The sequence below is a fragment of the Cellvibrio sp. PSBB006 genome (assembly GCF_002162135.1).
Taxonomy (GTDB): Bacteria; Pseudomonadota; Gammaproteobacteria; order Pseudomonadales; family Cellvibrionaceae; genus Cellvibrio.
Genome location: NZ_CP021382.1, coordinates 2,413,480 through 2,431,030, shown reverse-complemented (window position 1 = coordinate 2,431,030; position 17,551 = coordinate 2,413,480). Strand labels below are relative to the sequence as shown.

Here is a 17,551-nt window from a genome sequence, read left to right as displayed (position 1 = left end):
TTGCCAGTGACAAGCGGAGGTGATGTATGAATTCCAGAGCCAGTATTGATAATGCGTCGGCTATGCCGCTGGCAGTCAATAAAACCGATACCGGAGCGTTAAAAAAATCCTTGTCGAAGACGGCGGGGAAGTGGAAGGATTTTCTTCTTTCACGCTTTTTGCCGCCGCTTATTGTGATGACAATCCTCGTAGCGATCTGGGAGATAACCTGTTCCGGCCCGGAAGCGTCCTTACCTTCAGCATCGGCGATGGTTGAGCAGAGTTGGGAATTGATTGTTCACCCGTTCTACGACAATGGCGGTAACGATGTTGGAATGGCCTGGCAAATCCTCGCCAGTCTGGAACGGGTCGCTTACGGCTATTTATTGGCGGTGATAGCCGGAGTCAGTCTCGGTGTGCTGGTGGGGCAATCAACCTGGGCGATGCGCGGACTTGATCCGGTTTTTCAGGTGTTGCGTACCGTACCGCCGTTGGCATGGTTGCCTTTATCTCTCGCTGGTTTTCAGGACAGTCATCCCTCGGCAATCTTCGTTATTTTTATTACGGCGATCTGGCCCATCATCATCAACACTTCCGTGGGCGTGCGCAATATTCCGGAAGATTATCGCAATGTCGCACGCGTGATTCGCTTAAATGGTTTTGAATATTTCCGCCAGGTGATGTTGCCCTCGGCCGCGCCTTATATCTTTTCCGGATTGCGGATCGGTGTCGGATTGTCCTGGCTGGCTATCGTGGCGGCGGAGATGTTGATCGGCGGTGTGGGCATTGGTTTCTTTATCTGGGATGCCTGGAACTCATCACTGATCAGCGACATCATCCTGGCATTGATTTATGTCGGTATCGTCGGTTTTATCCTGGATCGTATGGTGGCGTTTATCGGTAACCGCGTTACGCGGGGTACATCGGCCAGCTAACGAACACGCACCAGACACAGCACAGTAGAGGACTTGATCATGGGTGCCAGTTATCTGCAAATCGAACAGGTGGCGATGGATTTTACGCGCGGCGATCTCACCAGCCATGTGTTGCAAAATGTGAATTTAAAAGTGGAGCGCGGTGAGTACATTTCTATCATTGGTCACTCCGGTTGCGGCAAATCCACAGTGCTTAATATTGTGGCAGGCTTGTTGCGCGCGACCTCGGGTGTGGTAATTCTCGATGGTAAAGAAGTCAATGACCCTGGCCCGGATCGCAGTCTGGTTTTCCAGAATCACTCACTCTTGCCTTGGCTGACGGTTTACGAAAATGTGGCGATTGCGGTGAACAAAATTTTCAAGCACAGCAAGTCGGCGGCAGAACGTCATCAATGGATTGTGAAAAATCTGGAGATGGTCAACATGGGGCATGCATTGAATAAACGGCCGGCGGAAATTTCCGGCGGTATGAAGCAACGCGTGGGCATTGCGCGCGCATTGGCCATGGAGCCGAAAGTATTGTTGCTGGATGAACCCTTCGGTGCGCTGGATGCGTTAACGCGCGCGCACCTGCAGGATGAAGTCATGCGGATTCAGTCGGAATTAAAAAATACTGTATTGATGATTACCCACGATGTTGATGAGGCCGTGTTGTTATCGGACCGTATCGTCATGATGACTAATGGGCCCTCCGCGACCATCGGTGAAATTCTGGATATCAACCTGCCAAGGCCGCGCAATCGCATTACCCTGGCGGATGACCCCACTTACAATCACTACCGCCACCAAGTCCTCAGTTTTCTCTATGAAAAGCAACGCAAGGTGGATGTGGCGGCAATTGCTTGATGGTCTGCCAAATGCATCGCGATTTTTACCGATGAAATTGCCACACTCTCGCTCACATGTTATACAGACAGCTCAATTTCGCAGCACTGCTATCGGCCATGTCTCTCCGGTGTCCGAATGAAGTGCGCGTAGGCAAGCAGGAATAGCTCCCACAAATCTTTTCTTTGGGTGGACGATGGAATGGTCAGCCTCGTCGGGTATTCCTTTGTCTTCGCTGATTGGCACAGCGGGTTGAGCGGGCCGGTTACGTCAACCGAGCACCACAAAAAATACTGCCAAATCAGGAGAGCATGATAGATCGTCAAAGGTGGCGCGGCCCGAGCTGATTGGGCTGGTGCTTTTTTGCGTGGGCGTTTTATACGCCTGTTTATCATGAGGGTTAAAAATAATGAAAAATCCAATCGTGCTATGGCTCGCCGTTTGTGCGAGTGTGTTCTCGGTCAATAGCTTTGCCGTCAATTGTTCCAACCTACCTGTCTGGTCCAGCGCCGGTGTGTATACCGGCGGCACCCAGGTTCAATATCTCGCCAAGGCCTATGAGGCCAACTGGTGGACCCAGGGACAAAACCCGGCCAACCATTCCGGCCAGTGGCAGGAATGGGATTTATTAGGTAATTGTGACGGCGCAACTTCATCCAGTTCCATTCCTGCATCATCCAGCAGCGTTTCATCCAGTGCTTCATCCGTCATTTCCAGCAGTGCCAGCTCGGTGGCCAGCAGTAGCTCCTCCGTCGTGGGCGGCAATTGCGCGTCGCCGCAGTATGCGGCTGGCACCAGTTATTCCGCCAATCAATTGGTGCAAAACGCGGGCAGCGAATATCGTTGCATGGTGCCTGGCTGGTGTTCCTCGACAGCGGGCTGGGCATATGCGCCGGGCACCGGCATGCATTGGGATGATGCCTGGGATCTGGTACGCAGCTGCGGCGCGACCCCCAGCTCCAGTAGTGTGGCTTCCTCATCAACCCCCAGCAGTTCGGTGAGCAGTGTCACCAGTTCTTCATCTTCCTCTATTCCCGGTGGCGTTCGTGCCCCAGGCGACAGCAGCCCCTTGCCGCGCCATGCGTTGGTTGGCTATTGGCACAACTTCAATAACGGCAGTGGTGTGATCCGAATCGCTGATGTCGACGACATCTGGGATGTAATTGTCGTGGCGTTTGTGGATGATGCCGGAAACGGTAACGTGGCGTTCAATCTTGATCCGGCGCTGAATAAAGCCCAGTTTATTGCCGATATCGCGGCCAAGCGTGCAGAGGGCAAGATCGTCGTCTTATCCTATGGCGGTGAAAAAGGCACGGTCACGCTGAACAATGCCACTAACCTCGCTAACTTCGTCAACAGCACGGCGGCCATCATCAATGAGTACGGCTTCGACGGTGTGGATATTGATCTGGAGAGTGGCGCGGGTGTGCTGCACGGCGCACCGGTGATTCAGAACATGGTGTCGGCAATCAAACAATTGCACAGTCGTTTCCCCAATCTGTATGTATCCATGGCTCCCGAGCATCCCTATGTGCAGGGCGGTCACGTGGCTTATTCCAGTATCTGGGGGGCTTATCTGCCGATGATTGACCAGCTGCGCAATGAACTGGATCTGTTGCATGTGCAGCTATACAACAACGGCGGTTTGGCTACCCCTTACGCAGCTCAGGCATATCCAGCAGGCTCGGTGGATATGATGGTGGCCTCAGCCCTGATGCTAATTGAAGGCTTCCCCCTGGCTTATGGATCGGCGGGTAACTTTAACGGATTGCGTGCTGACCAGGTCGCACTCGGTTTACCGTCCGGCCCGCGCGCAGCAGGTTCCGGTCAGGCAACAACGGCCAACATCAACCGTGCAGTGGATTGTTTAACCCGTCTGACCAGTTGCAACACGGTGATTCCGAGCAGGGCCTACCCCGAGTTCCGTGGCGTGATGACCTGGTCGATCAACTGGGATGTGAATGATGGTCGTATCTTCTCGATTCCGGTGGGGACTTTCCTGGAGACACTGCCCTAGTCTGAAAACCCCTGCTTTTAGGTAGATAACGGGGCGCTTCGGCGCCTCGTTTTTTTATAATAGATGTCGGATTGCACCTTGTGGCTAATCCGACCTACGCTGCCTCCCCCTGCTTATTTTTTGTCCTTGCATCACTTTCGCAAACTCTCTAGAATGGCGCGCCCTCATCTGGCCTGGGGTTATTCGGGCCTCTCCTTGTCTCACCGTGTTTGGCGGGAGACTTTAACCCGTAAGGAGCTACAATGCGTCATTACGAAATCGTGTTCATGGTCCATCCGGATCAGAGCGAGCAAGTTCCAGGCATGGTGGAGCGTTATACCTCTACTGTGAAATCCAGCGGCGGTACTGTTCACCGTCTGGAAGACTGGGGCCGTCGCCAACTGGCTTATGCCATCAACAAAATCCACAAAGCTCACTACATTATGATGAACGTCGAATGTACTGAGGAAGCGCTGGAAGAGTTGACCACCAACTTCCGTTACAACGATGCCATCCTGCGTAATCTGGTGATTCGTGAAGACGAAGCTATCACCGAAGAATCTTTCATCATGAAAGCTGAGAAAGAAGGCCGTGAGCGTAAAGCTCGTCCGCCTCGCGCTGACCGTCGTGATGAAGAGTCGGATTCCGAAGAGTCAGATGATGACGATATGGATTCCGATGAACTTGAAGAACAAGAGCAGGGGGTTTAACAGATGGCACGTTTTTTCCGTCGTCGTAAGTTCTGCCGTTTCACCGCTGAAGGCACCAAGCGTATCGATTACAAAGATATCGAAACCTTGAAAGCCTATATCACTGAAACCGGCAAAATTGTTCCAAGCCGTATCACTGGTACCAAAGCCAGATATCAACGCCAATTGTCGTCCGCGATCAAGCGCGCACGCTACCTGGCCTTGATTCCGTACACTGATAGTCACGAGTAAGTTTTACCATGCGTGCGCTGGCTGAGTTCATCATGCGCGGCCGCACGCAAGCTGCTGTGGTGGCCGTTCTGGGCACTGCGGTACCCGTGCTGACGCCGGCGGCCATTGCGTTGGTGTCATTGCGTAAAGGAATGGGTAACGGTTTGCTAATCCTGTTATGGGGTTTGCTGCCGATGCTGATTTCCCTGGCGATGGGTCAGATGCAGCCATTGATGCCGATCCTGGCGATCAGTGGTTTGGTGGTGACCTATGCCACTGCCCTGATACTGCGCAATAGTGTGTCCTGGCCCCATACCCTCTTAGGGTTGGTGGCTCTGAGCACCCTGGCGGCTTTGCTGCAACTGGTTCTGGTGCCGGATTTATTGGCCCAGTTGACCGCCTCCCTGGCTGAGTTTGTCAAACAGCTGTTCAGTGAGGTGGAGCCATCAACAGTGGAGATGCCTGGCCAGACATTTGTTGTGGGCATGATCGCCTATATTACGGCTGTTGGCAGTTTGTTCGGTGTGATCGTGGGACGGTGGTGGCAAGCGGCGCTGTATAACCCTGGCGGATTTGCCGAGGAGTTTCAGCAGTTTCGCTTGAACACCATCCAGGCGGTTGTCTGTATGGCTGCGGCCATTTACTGCCTGACACAGTCGCCGGACTATCGCTCCTGGGCCACGCTGTTTGTGCTGCCGCTGTTGGTCATGGGGGTGGCAATTGTCCACCGCTTTGTAGCGGTCAAGCGCATGGGTACGCAATGGTTGATTGGTTTTTATGTGCTGGTGTTCCTGTTGGATATCATCGCGCAGTTGCTGGTAATCGTGGCATTTTTGGATACGTGGCTGAATTTTCGCGGGCGGTTTAAGCCGAAGCTGTAGCTTAACCTCACAAGCAATGCTCAGCTGCCCGTTAGATAAATGAAACTGAGAGGGTAAACGAGATGGAAGTTATTCTGCTCGATAAAGTAGGTAAATTAGGCAAGATCGGTGACAAGGTTTCCGTTAAGGCGGGTTTTGGCCGTAACTACCTGTTGCCGCAAGGTAAGGCTGTTGCTGCAACAGCAAAAAACGTTGCTGAATTTGAAGAGCGTCGCGCAGGTCTTGAAGCTGCTGCTGCTGCCAAGAAGGCAGAAGCAGAAGCGCGTGCTGCCAAGCTGGCTGAATTGTCAGTCACTATCGCTGCCAACGCGGGTGACGAAGGCAAACTCTTCGGTTCTATCGGTACTCGCGACATCGCTGATGCGATTACGGCGGCCGGCGTAGAGGTGACCAAATCTGAAGTGCGTCTGCCGGAAGGTGTATTGCGCGAAGTAGGTCAGTTCGACATCGACGTTCAACTGCACCCGGAAGTTATCCAAACCGTCAAACTGGCGGTGGTTGCAGAGTAATCGCGCAGTACTTTAGTTTGGTGTTCTGAAGGTCCACCCCGGACCGGAGAGTGCTGACAAGCGTGACGAAATCGGGCACTATCGACACCCTTTCGGGTTGTTTATAGTGCCCGATTTTTTATTTCAGTCTTTCGAATAATTCCGTAGTTATTGCCTATGTCCGAAGCATCCTTTGAACTGCCCTCGGCGGAAGCCGTCGCCCAGAAGACTCTCTTGCCCCATTCTATCGAAGCGGAGCAGGCGGTTTTGGGTGGTTTGATGCTTGACAACAAGCGCCTGGATGCGGTGCTTGAGGCGATCTCCGACGTGGACTTCTATCGCGAAGATCATCGTCAGATCTTCAAGATGATGCAAATTCTGCAGGAAAACGCCCAGCCACTGGACGTTATTACCCTGTCGGAAGAGCTGCATCGCCATGACCAGTTAGAGCGGGTTGGTGGTTTGGCTTATCTGGTAGAGATGGCCAACAACACACCCAGTGCCGCCAATATCGTTGCCTATGCGCGCATCGTGCGCGAACGCTCCACCTTGCGGCAATTGATTGCTGCGGCACAGGAGATCAGTAAGTCCAGCTATAACCCTTCCGGCCTTGACTCCGATGATCTGCTGCAACTGGCAGAAAAGCGTGTGGCCGAGATTGCCGAAGATCGCCCTAAAGAGGGCGGGTTGGTCGGCGTAAATGACCTGTTAAAAGCCACGGTTCAGCGTATCGACGAGCTGTTTCGCTCCGGCAGCGATATTACCGGTGTGCCCTCGGGTATTGCTGACCTTGATACCCGCACCTCCGGCTGGCAACCGGGAGAACTGATCATTCTGGCCGCGCGTCCGTCCATGGGTAAAACCGCGTTGGCACTGAATTTTGTTGAAAGTGCCATGTTCAGCCAGAACCGACCTGTACTTGTGTTCAGTATGGAAATGCCCTCCGCAGCGATGGTCATGCGTATGATGTCGTCCGTGGGGCGGATCGATCAGGGGCGGATGCGTAACGGCAAGCTGACCGAGGAAGATTGGCCCAAGCTGTCATCGGCCGTGGCCAAGATGAAGGATAAATTGCTGTTTATTGATGATACGCCCGGCCTGAGTCCTCAGGAATTGCGCGCCCGGGTGCGCCGTATTGCCCGAGAACACGGCAACCCCGGCATGATCATGGTCGACTATCTCCAGTTAATGCAGATTGCGGGCTCCAGCGAAGGGCGGACTCAGGAAATCTCCGAGATTTCCCGCTCGCTCAAGGCGATAGCCAAAGAGTTCGACTGCCCGCTGATAGCGCTCTCCCAGTTAAACCGGGGCGTGGAGCAGCGCCCGAACAAACGGCCGATGAACTCGGATCTGCGGGAATCCGGTGCGATCGAGCAGGATGCGGACGTGATTCTGTTTATTTACCGAGATGAGTACTACAACGAAGATAGTCCGGATAAAGGGATCGCCGAGTTGATCATCGGTAAGCAACGTAACGGTGAGATAGGTACCTGTAGAGCCGCATTCATTGGTAAGTACACCCGCTTTGATAACCTGGCGCCGGAATACTTTCAGAATGATGGTTATTAATTGATCAACCTATAATTTTTCTGTCTAACAGTGACCGGGTAAAAAATGTACTTACCCGGCGCAAGAGTGTATTATCGCGCGCCCGGATGTGGGGCATTTGGTAACAGTTTGGGTGTGTCCGTTATGGCAATGCAGGTTTTTCACCACATTCAATCGCTGCGCGAGGCGTTGCAACAGGAGCGTCAGGCTGGCAAGCGCATCGGCTTTGTGCCGACCATGGGCAATTTGCACGACGCTCACATTGAGCTGGTGAAGATTGCTCAACGTCATTGTGACGTGGTGGTCACCAGTATCTTCGTCAATCCCCTGCAATTTGGCCTGAATGAAGACTGGGATAAATACCCGCGTACGCTGGCGGCGGACACGGCGCGCCTGGAAGCTGCTCAGTGTGATTATCTGTTTTGCCCTTCTGATACGGAAATTTACCCCAATGGTATGGCCGAGCAGACGCGCGTCATTGTGCCCACCATGACCGATGTCTTATGCGGTGCCAGCCGACCTGGTCACTTCGAAGGCGTGACGACGGTGGTGGCCAAGTTATTCAACATTGTCCAGCCGGACGCAGCAGTATTCGGTACCAAGGATTTTCAGCAATTGGCCGTGATCCGCCGCATGGTGGAAGACTTGTGTATGCCAATTGATATCATCCCCGGCGATATCGTGCGTGAAACCGACGGGCTGGCGATGAGTTCGCGCAATAGTTACATCACGCTGGAAGAGCGTCCCCGGGTGGTGCAGTTACATCGCAGTCTTAATTGGATCAAGGCGCAGATTGAAGGCGGGCGTCGCGATTTTGCGGCGCTAGCCGAGACCGCCCGCGAACAAATTACGGAAGCGGGATTCAGGGTGGATTACGTCAGTATTTGTAACAGCCACACGCTGGATCTGGCGGCCCATGATGATCAAAGCATCACCATTTTGGGGGCCATGTACACCCGTGGTGCGCGCTTGATTGACAATGTTTCAGTGGTATTGGGCTGACAGTCGTCAGTTCCGGTAACAAAAGCAGGAGGAGTGTCATGCTCTCACAAATGTTGAAAGGTAAGTTGCACATGGCCAAGGTCACCCAGGCGGAGCTCTGGTATGACGGTTCCTGCGCGATTGATGCCGACCTGGTGGCGTTGGCCGGCTTGCGCGAATTCGAGCAAATCGACATCTACAATGTGAACAACGGTGAGCGTTTTCACACCTATATTATTCTGGCGGAGCCTGGCTCTGGCACCATCTCCATGAACGGTGCGGCGGCGCGTAAAGTTCAGGTGGGCGATCGGGTTATCATCGCTACCTATGGTCAATACAGCGAAGCGGAGTTGATCAATTACAAGCCCAAGCTGGTATATCTTGACGAGAACAATCGCGTTGAGCGCACAACAAACACCATTCCCATGCAGGTTGCCTGATTCTCGTTAATCAGCTTGACCCATCTTCTTTCGAGGGCCGCTTAGCGGCCCTTTTGTTTTGTGCTCCGTTATCTTTACTGGCGCGGTGAATCTTTGCTTTTCGTGGTGTCGAAACTCAACGATTCCCTAAGTTGTCTGTGGATACTAAGGAGCTGAACTATGTCAGACCAACACGAAAAACCGCGCGCAAAATCAACTACCAATACGCGAGATCAGGAGCGGGACACCAAACAGCACCCGACCATGCCGCCAGGGCGTAGTGATTTGGCGTTGAAGCGTTACGAAAACCTGAACGAGAAACAGGACGAACATAAGGATCACAGCTTGCAGGAGCAGGCAAAAGAACGTGCCAGGCACCCGCACAACCTCAACGCGGGCACGCCATACGATTGGGAAGATCTGGATGCTTATCAGGAAGAGCTTGAGCGCCTGGAGCGGGAAGGACCAAAAAGCCCGGATACCCCCTGAAAGAGCTCATTCCCGGGACAAACGCAATCGCCAGGACAACGTTGTCATTTACCCTGTCTCAATCAGCTGTTAAGCTAGCTCACCTCAACTTGGGTCTGTCCAATAACACAATAACGGCAGGGAGATATCACTGTGTCCGACGTCCATCTTTACCCCGTTCCCGAACATTTCAAGGCTAGCGCTGCTATTGATCTTGAGCGCTATCGCGCGATGTACGCTGAATCGGTTAATTCACCTGATACCTTTTGGGCTGAGCAGGCCAAGCAGTTTTTGACGTGGCAGCAACCCTGGAGTCAGGTCACTAAAAGCGATCTGCGTAAGGGTGAGGTTGCCTGGTTTATCGGCGGCAAGCTCAATGTCAGCGTGAATTGTATTGATCGACATCTGCCTCAGCGTGCGAACCAGACCGCGATTATCTGGGAGGGTGATGATCCCGCCGAAGATCAATTGATTACCTATGCGGAATTGCACACAGAGGTCTGTCGACTGGCTAATGCGTTGCGGGCTCGCGGCGTTAAAAAAGGTGATCGTGTTTGCATCTATATGCCGATGATTCCCGAGGCCAGCTATGCCATGTTGGCTTGTGCGCGTATTGGTGCCGTTCATTCTGTTGTGTTTGGTGGTTTCTCTCCGGAAGCCTTGAAAGACCGTATTCTTGATGCGGATTGCAAGGTCGTTATCACGGCTGATGAAGGTTTGCGTGGGGGCAAGAAAGTCCCGCTGAAAAAGAACGCCGATATCGCCTTGGCATCCTGTCCCGATGTTCACACGTGTCTGGTGGTGCGCCGCACCGCCGGCGAGATCCAGTGGAACGAAAAACGCGATATCTGGTATCACGATCTGGTTGATCAGCAGAGCGACGTCTGTGAACCGGAAGTCATGGATGCCGAAGATCCCTTGTTTATCCTTTACACCTCCGGATCGACCGGCAAGCCAAAAGGGGTGCTGCACACGACCGCCGGGTATCTGTTGCAGGCGGCGATGACCCATAAATACGTCTTCGATTATCAGGAGGGCGATGTTTACTGGTGTACCGCTGATGTGGGTTGGGTGACTGGCCACAGCTACATTGTTTACGGCCCGCTGACGAACGGTGCGATCACGTTAATGTTTGAAGGTGTGCCAACTTATCCGGACGCCTCGCGCTGCTGGCAGGTTATCGACAAGCATCAGGTTAATAGTTTTTATACCGCACCAACGGCCATTCGGGCGTTGATGGGGGCCGGTAATGACTGGGTCACAAAAACCTCTCGCACATCGTTAAAGCTGCTGGGGTCGGTAGGCGAGCCCATCAATCCTGAAGCCTGGGAGTGGTATTACCGGGTGGTTGGTGATAGCCGCTGTCCGATCATGGACACCTGGTGGCAAACCGAAACCGGCGCGCATATGCTGACCCCCTTGCCCGGTGCTATTGATCTTAAGCCGGGCTCTGCAACGGTGCCTTTCTTTGGTGTGCAGCCGGTATTGCTCGATGCCGAAGGCAAGGAAATTGACGGGCCGGGTGAAGGTAATCTGGCGATCAAGGCCGCCTGGCCCAGTCAGATTCGCAGCGTCTATGGTGATCACCAGCGTTGTATCGATACCTATTACAGTACCTATCCCGGTTATTACTTCACCGGCGACGGCGCTCGCCGGGATGCGGATGGCTACTATTGGATTACCGGTCGCGTGGACGATGTGCTGAATGTCTCTGGCCATCGTATGGGAACGGCGGAGGTGGAAAGCGCCCTGGTGCTGCATGACGCCGTTGCTGAGGCAGCAGTGGTGGGCTATCCCCACGACATCAAAGGTCAGGGCATTTATGCCTACGTGACCTTGATGAGTGGTGTAGAGCCTTCGGATGAATTGCGTAAAGCCTTGATCGCGCTGTGTGTTAAGGAAATTGGTGCGATTGCCAAACCGGATATTATCCAGTGGGCACCGGGTCTTCCCAAGACTCGCTCGGGTAAGATCATGCGCCGTATTCTGCGCAAGATTGCGGCTAATGAATTGGATAGTCTCGGCGATACTTCCACTCTGGCCGACCCGGCTGTAGTGGATGAGCTAATCCGCAACCGCGCTAATAAATAACACGCAAACCAAAGAGCCCGGATTGATCCGGGCTCTTCAGTTGGTGGCCTGCTAGTGCTCAAGCATCAATAAATTCTGGCGCGCCCGCTGCAGTAATTCCTCAAACGTCTCCCCCGTTTCTGCACAGCAGACGACATATTCGATATCAATCCGCTGAACAATCTCGTCCCCCGCATCATTCCTGATGCCGATATGCTCCACATGCATGAGCAGGCGTTGCACAATTTCTTCGGCATCTTTGGGTCTGGTGTTGGGTAAAAACATCGCGAAGCGGCGTCCGCTGAGGCGAGCGGCGATGTCATGGCTGCGCGTGTGGCGCAGTAGCAAGCGAGCCACTTGTGTCAACACAGCGTCGCCAGCCTGGTAGCCCAGGTTGCGGTTGGTTTCCTGTAAGTTGGCGATTCGCAGAGTAATCAGTGCGGCGGTTTCACCATGATGCTGGGTGGATAGCATTAAGTCCGGGCAGGTGGCAAAAAAATAGCGACGATTATATAGCTGGGTTAACTGATCCACCGTCGCCAGGCTGTGCTCGATCTTGCGATAGCTCCCCAGCAAAAGACGGTTGAGTCGATAAGCCTTGCCCAATTCAAACAGCCCCAGTGATGCGGCAAGTACTCCACCGGGTAAGCCCACAATCTCCAGCCAGCGCACCAGCAGCCAATCACTGTGAACCAGGGTGTTGAGCAGCTCCTGCCAGGCGCCGAGAAACAGTAAGCCGAAGCCCACCATCAACTTGACAATAATCGGGCGGCGAATGGGCAGTTGGGCGGTGATACATAGCAGAATAAAGGCGGCGATACAAAAGAACAGGTTGCGAACCGCCAGGTGCATATTCACGCTGCTCAGTGGAATACTGTCACCGCTGGCAAACACCGCGACGGCCCATAAAAAAACGGCAACCAGCACCAGTAGCAAAGTGACCAGCGCGATAGAAAAATTGCTCCACATAACTTCACCGATGTGTGGGGAATAACAGCAAATTCAGCATGGCTTGCGCTGAATCATCTCGGGCATAATAAGTCGAGTGCCATCGAGAGTTTGAACGATAGCTGTAGTCGATTATAGCGGCTGCGCGCGATTTAGAAGCGCAGCTTCGCTGCTGGAGGGTGAGTTGATGAGCGAGAAAGACAAAGATCACGAGTTGTTCACACAACAGATGCAGGATGTTGAGCCAATTCAGGTGCCGGAGACGGTTACCCTGGCGTCTGGTCACACTGACAAACTGAATGCCAGCTCCCGCCGCAAGGCCGCTCTCGCTGAAGATCCGCGCGACAAAAACTTTCTCTCCGGCGAATATGTCGAGCCGGTTGATCCTTTGGCCATATTGGAATTCAAGCGCGATGGCGTACAGCACGGTGTCTATCGGAACTTGCGGCTGGGTAAATACCAAATTGACGCGCGCCTGGATCTTCATCAAATGAAGGTTGAGCAGGCGCGTCTGGCGGTATACCAATTTATCAGGGATTGCATGGCTAACGACATTCGCTGTGCGTTGATTACTCACGGTAAGGGCGAGGGTCGTGAGCAGCCGGCCTTGTTAAAAAGCTGTGTCGCGCACTGGCTGCCTCAATTTCCTGAAATACTTGCCTTTCACTCCGCCCAGAAACAACACGGCGCCAGCGGGGCGACCTACGTATTACTGCGGAAGAGTGAGCGGAAGAAATTGGAAAACTGGGAGTTGCACCATAAAAAACAGTAACAACAGCTCATAGACCTTTTTGTTATGTAATCTTAGATAAAAATATCCTCATGATATTAAAAGCACTGATTTTCTCTTTCTGCCATGGGTAATGCGTTATAAATCAATCCATTGCCGGCGAACGTCTTGGTTAAAGTGATTACATGTAATATTTTGACTCATTACATGTAAGAGAGTAGAGTGCCCTTCATGCAGCCAAAATCATCAGCACATTACCAGCGCGAATACCGCAAACGTTTGCGCGAGCAAGGCCTTGTTAAGAAGGAGGTGTGGATACTTCCGGAGAATACGGCCCAGCTCACGGCATACGAAAAGGAGTTGCGCGAACCCTTGGGGCTGCGTTCAACCAATGGCTCTACTCTCATGAAAGGAGAACAACCGATGACAGACAATATGACTCGCTGGACTACAACAAGTCTTTACGAAGCGCTTTGCAAGGCGGATATGTTTGTTGGCAAGCGTGCCGAGGTGGAATTGATTGACGGGGTTTCCCCGGCGTTGCATATCGTAATGTTTGATTATGGAGACTTGCCGGTTTTTCTCACGGTGTCGGGAGAACAAATCATTGTGGAAGCTATGCTGTGGTCTGCTTCCGAAGTCAAAAATGTGGACCGGTTTAACGAGGCGGTACTGCGAACCCACAAATATTTTCCATTATCTACGATCAGTCTTGATCATATGGATGGCGACGATTGCTATCACATGTTTGGTGCCCTGAGTTCTGCATCGAGTTTGCAGAATGTGCTCTTTGAAATTGAAGTGCTCGCGTCCAATGTCATTCAGGCCACCGAGGCCTACAGCGAGTTTTTAAAAGAATCTGTTGCAGCATAAGGGGAGAGTTATGAATATCTGGGCAAAAATGATTACCGCCCTGCGCGGCGGGGTGAATGAAGCCGGTGAGGCCGTTGTTGATAGCCAGGCGTTACGGATTCTGGATCAGGAAGTGCGTGACGCATCGGAAGAATTGAAGCGTTCCAAAGACAGTCTGGCAGAGATTATGGCACGCCAGAAGTTGACGGAAGAAAAATGCAAGAAAAATAAAAAGGCCATTGAAGAACACGAAGGCTATGCGCTGAAAGCCCTTGAAAAGGGTGATGAGCCGCTGGCCCGAGAAGTGGCTGAAAAAATTGCTGAGCTGGAAAATCAGCTGGCTTCGGAGCAAGAGGCGCACGATGGTTATGCAGAAAGCGCAACAAAATTGCGTTTCGCTATCCAGCAAGCAGAAAAAAATATCAAGCGATTAAAACAGCAGGTGGATACCGTTAAGGCCACAGAAAATGTACAACGCGCGCAATCGGCCGTTGCTGAACGTCATAGTGGCTCCAACTCAAAACTGCGCACCGCCATGGATTCCCTTGAACGCATCAAGGAAAGGCAAGCGCTGAGAGATGCGCAGATCAGTGCCGCCAGTGAATTGGCTCAGGATACGCCGGAGTCCTCGCTGCAAGCAAAGCTTGAAGCCGCTGGTATCGCGCCTAACGGGGCCAGTGTGGATGATATTTTGACGCGTCTGAAGAACAAAAAATCATCGTAAGAACTCACTGGCAATTGCTCATCGAATAAAAAGGAGGTGAAGATGTTCGCGGTTCTCTTAAGTGAAGGGATGAAGCCGTTTTATCAGATCGTGGCTTCATTTCCGACGATATTCTTCACGATACTGCTGATCGTTGTAGTGATTTACTGGTTGTTCACCATACTCGGTGTATTTGATATTTCATTGCTGGATTTTGATGTGGATATCAGTGTTGAGGGTGATATCTCCAGTGCCAATGCATTGACCGGTCTGATGATGCGGTTCGGCTTACACGGTGTGCCGGTGACGATCATCATCAGTCTGGTGGTGCTCTTCGGGTGGCTGATCTGCTACTACCTGGTGTATTTTTTTTCGCCGTTGTTTTCCTCGGGTCTTCTTCGTTTATTGCTGGGCTTGCCCGCGCTGGTGGGGTCGCTGTATATCGCCGTCATGCTGACCGCCCTGGTCATCAAGCCATTGCGACCCTTCTTTCATAAAACCCAACAGGAAACGATAAAACGAGTTCTGGGCCAGGTGGCTATCGTTCGCTCATCGGTTGTTAATGGACAATTTGGTGAGGTCACCCTGGCGGATGGTGGTGCGGGATTAATTCTTAAGGCCCGCGCTATGGGGAACACAGAATTTCATCGTGGTGATCGCGTTGTTTTGCTGGAGTATTTGCCAGAGCTATATGTGTATCGCGTTATCTCAGAACAGGAGTTTCTGGGGAAATCTTCATCGTAGTGGCCGACAGAGACACTATTTACATTTGATCTATTTATATTGGTAAAAAGAAAAAAGGAGTGACTATGAATATTGACGTGGCCGCTGCATCCCCGATTATTCTGGGTGTGGGTATTATTGTATTAATCATCCTGGGGTTAGCTTTCTTTTATAAGCTGTTTTACATAAAGGTTGCCCAGGGCACTGCGCTTATTGTCAATGACATGAGTTCAACGCCCAAAGTTCATTTTACCGGCGCACTGGTATACCCGATTATCCACAAAAAAGAATTAATGAATATCTCATTAATTACGCTGGATGTAGACCGTCGTGGACGTGACGGTCTGATCTGTAAAGATAATATGCGCGCTGATATCAGTGTGGCATTTTATTTGCGCGTTAATGAAACGGCAGAGGATGTGTTGCGTGTTGCCAAATCTATCGGCGCTGATCGTGCCTCTGATATAGAAGCCGTCGATAAACTTTTTTCAGCAAAATTCTCTGAAGCATTAAAAACGGTCGGTAAGCAGATTGAATTTGTTCAGCTGTTTGAAAACCGTTTGCAGTTCCGTGAAAAAATTATCCAGGTTATTGGTGATGACCTGAACGGCTATGTCCTGGAAGACGTGGCGATTGACTATATTGAACAAACACCAAAATCCTCTCTTGATCCTCACAATATTCTTGATGCTGAAGGTATCAAGAAAATCACTGAGCTGACTGCGGCGCAAAATGTCCGCACCAATATTCTTGAGCGCGACGAAGAGTTGGCGATCAAGAAGAAAAACGTTGAGACCGTAGAGGCTATGCTGGAGCTGGATCGTCAGCAAGCGGATGCGGAAGCACGTCAGCAGCGTGAGATTGCCACCATTCGTGCGCGCGAAGAGGCGGAGACGAAAAAGGTTCAGGAAGAAGAGCGCAGAAAATACGAACAGACGGCGATTCAGGTTGCTCAGGAATTATCCGTTCAAACAGAAAACCAGCAGCGCGAGATTGAAGTGGCCGCGCAGAACCGTCTGCGTGCTGTCGCGATTGAAGAAGAAAAAGTTACCCGGGCGCGCGAACTGGAAATCGTTGCACGCAAGCGCGAGGTAGAGTTGCAGACGATTGAGGCTGAAAAAGCCATTGAAGTACAGAAGAAAGAAATTGCCAATGTTATTCGCGAACGGGTAGTGGTCGACAAGACCGTGGCCATAGAAGAAGAGCGTATTAAAGAAGTGCGTGAAGTGTCCGATGCCGACCGCAAAAAACAAGTACAAGTGCTGGCGGCTGAAGCCAAAGCCGATGAAGAAAAAGTTAAGCAGGTAAAAGCTGCCGAAGCGGAAGAGTTGTCTGCCAAGCATAAAGCGATAGAGATTACGACTATCGCACAAGCCAAGCTGGATGCTTCTGCCAAGGAAGCTGAAGCAATGAAGAAAATGGCTGAAGGTATCCAGGCTGAACGTGCTGCGCCAGGGCTTGCGGATGCCAAAGTCCAGGAAGCCAAAGCCGATGCTTTGGAGAAAGAAGGGGTTGCGCAAGCCAATGTCATTCGCGTGAAGGGTACAGCCGAGGCGGATGCAGGCAAAGCCGAAGCCGAAGTGATTAATGCCAAAGGTATGGCGGAAGCGGAGGTTATCGCTGCGAAGGGCACATCGGAAGCCAAAGCACGTAAAGATGTTGGTTTGGCTGAAGCAGATGTGACGCGCGAGAAGTTCAAGGCTGAGGCAGCTGGTTTGGTCGAGAAGTTCGATGCAATGAATGCCATGAGTGCGCAGGCGCGTGAGCACGAAGAGTTCCGCATGAGTCTGGAAACCGCATTCAAGGAAGCCCTGGCAAGTATTGAAGCGGGCAAGGAAATCGCCAAGGAAAATGCAGAGGTTCTGGCAATTGCATTGCAGAAAGCGCATATCGACATCGTCGGTGGTGAAGCGCATTTCTTTGATAACTTTGCCAAGTCCCTGTCTATTGGCAAGGCGATTGATGGCCTCGCCAGCAAGAGCGGCGTATTAACTGCGGTATTGGATCGGCTGGTACAAGGTAAGGCAGCCGAGCCTGTCAAGGCGGACGTGGTTCAAGAGTAATTATGATCACGCCTCAAGCCTC

General features: G+C 52.1%; 18 protein-coding genes. 17 read left to right on the top strand and 1 reads right to left on the bottom strand.

Annotation, left to right across the window (positions count from 1 at the left end; all coding sequences use genetic code 11):
- The first annotated feature begins 26 nt into the window (after positions 1-26).
- The 12 genes from ntrB to acs all read left to right on the top strand — a co-directional run bounded on the left by ntrB (position 27) and on the right by acs (position 11,531).
- Positions 27-914 carry a nitrate ABC transporter permease gene (ntrB, locus tag CBR65_RS10095; protein ID WP_087466734.1) on the top strand — a complete coding sequence of 296 codons (888 nt, stop codon included), beginning with the start codon at positions 27-29 and terminating at the stop codon, positions 912-914.
- 39 nt (positions 915-953) lie between these two features.
- Positions 954-1,760 carry an ABC transporter ATP-binding protein gene (locus CBR65_RS10090; protein WP_087466733.1) on the top strand — a complete coding sequence of 269 codons (807 nt, stop codon included), beginning with the start codon at positions 954-956 and terminating at the stop codon, positions 1,758-1,760.
- Positions 1,761-2,148: 388 nt separating this feature from the next.
- A complete protein-coding gene (locus CBR65_RS10085; protein WP_087466732.1) occupies positions 2,149-3,756 on the top strand; it encodes a chitinase in 1,608 nt (535 codons plus the stop codon).
- 242 nt (positions 3,757-3,998) lie between these two features.
- Positions 3,999-4,445, top strand: a complete 447-nt coding sequence (gene rpsF / locus CBR65_RS10080) for a 30S ribosomal protein S6 (RefSeq protein ID WP_087466731.1) — start codon at positions 3,999-4,001, stop codon at positions 4,443-4,445.
- 3 nt (positions 4,446-4,448) lie between these two features.
- Positions 4,449-4,676, top strand: coding sequence for a 30S ribosomal protein S18 (gene rpsR / locus CBR65_RS10075; protein WP_087466730.1), 228 nt, complete (start codon positions 4,449-4,451; stop codon positions 4,674-4,676).
- A gap of 8 nt (positions 4,677-4,684) precedes the next feature.
- Entirely contained in the window at positions 4,685-5,536 is an 852-nt protein-coding gene (locus tag CBR65_RS10070) for a hypothetical protein (RefSeq protein ID WP_087466729.1), read from the top strand.
- Positions 5,537-5,598: 62 nt separating this feature from the next.
- Entirely contained in the window at positions 5,599-6,045 is a 447-nt protein-coding gene (gene rplI, locus CBR65_RS10065; RefSeq protein ID WP_087466728.1) for a 50S ribosomal protein L9, read from the top strand.
- Between the two features lie 156 nt (positions 6,046-6,201).
- Positions 6,202-7,593 carry a replicative DNA helicase gene (dnaB, locus tag CBR65_RS10060; protein ID WP_087466727.1) on the top strand — a complete coding sequence of 464 codons (1,392 nt, stop codon included), beginning with the start codon at positions 6,202-6,204 and terminating at the stop codon, positions 7,591-7,593.
- 129 nt (positions 7,594-7,722) lie between these two features.
- The gene (gene panC / locus CBR65_RS10055; RefSeq protein WP_087469012.1) at positions 7,723-8,574 is read left to right on the top strand and encodes a pantoate--beta-alanine ligase; all 852 of its coding nucleotides are present in this window, start codon (positions 7,723-7,725) and stop codon (positions 8,572-8,574) included.
- 38 nt (positions 8,575-8,612) lie between these two features.
- Complete coding sequence (gene panD / locus CBR65_RS10050; RefSeq protein ID WP_087466726.1) at positions 8,613-8,993, top strand: aspartate 1-decarboxylase; 381 nt, start codon at positions 8,613-8,615, stop codon at positions 8,991-8,993.
- 159 nt (positions 8,994-9,152) lie between these two features.
- Positions 9,153-9,461 (top strand): hypothetical protein, encoded by a 309-nt coding sequence (locus CBR65_RS10045; protein WP_232461407.1) that lies wholly within the window; start codon positions 9,153-9,155, stop codon positions 9,459-9,461.
- Between the two features lie 132 nt (positions 9,462-9,593).
- A complete protein-coding gene (gene acs / locus CBR65_RS10040) occupies positions 9,594-11,531 on the top strand; it encodes an acetate--CoA ligase (RefSeq protein WP_087466725.1) in 1,938 nt (645 codons plus the stop codon).
- A 51-nt stretch (positions 11,532-11,582) separates the two neighbouring features.
- Here acs and CBR65_RS10035 read toward each other — a convergent pair whose 3' ends face one another.
- A complete protein-coding gene (locus CBR65_RS10035) occupies positions 11,583-12,479 on the bottom strand; it encodes a GGDEF domain-containing protein (protein ID WP_087466724.1) in 897 nt (298 codons plus the stop codon).
- Between the two features lie 166 nt (positions 12,480-12,645).
- On the opposite strand from CBR65_RS10035, the gene smrA reads away from it, so the two are divergent.
- The 5 genes from smrA (at position 12,646) to CBR65_RS10010 (ending at position 17,529) form a co-directional block, all read left to right on the top strand.
- Complete coding sequence (gene smrA / locus CBR65_RS10030) at positions 12,646-13,230, top strand: DNA endonuclease SmrA (RefSeq protein WP_087466723.1); 585 nt, start codon at positions 12,646-12,648, stop codon at positions 13,228-13,230.
- Between the two features lie 189 nt (positions 13,231-13,419).
- On the top strand, positions 13,420-14,061 hold the full coding sequence (locus CBR65_RS10025) for a YjfI family protein (protein ID WP_087466722.1): 642 nt from the start codon (positions 13,420-13,422) through the stop codon (positions 14,059-14,061).
- 10 nt (positions 14,062-14,071) lie between these two features.
- Positions 14,072-14,764: a PspA/IM30 family protein gene (locus CBR65_RS10020; RefSeq protein WP_087466721.1), complete on the top strand. Its 693-nt coding sequence runs from the start codon at positions 14,072-14,074 to the stop codon at positions 14,762-14,764.
- 42 nt (positions 14,765-14,806) lie between these two features.
- On the top strand, positions 14,807-15,487 hold the full coding sequence (locus tag CBR65_RS10015; protein WP_087466720.1) for a DUF1449 domain-containing protein: 681 nt from the start codon (positions 14,807-14,809) through the stop codon (positions 15,485-15,487).
- 65 nt (positions 15,488-15,552) lie between these two features.
- Positions 15,553-17,529 (top strand): hypothetical protein, encoded by a 1,977-nt coding sequence (locus tag CBR65_RS10010; protein WP_087466719.1) that lies wholly within the window; start codon positions 15,553-15,555, stop codon positions 17,527-17,529.
- The last annotated feature ends 22 nt before the right edge of the window (positions 17,530-17,551 follow it).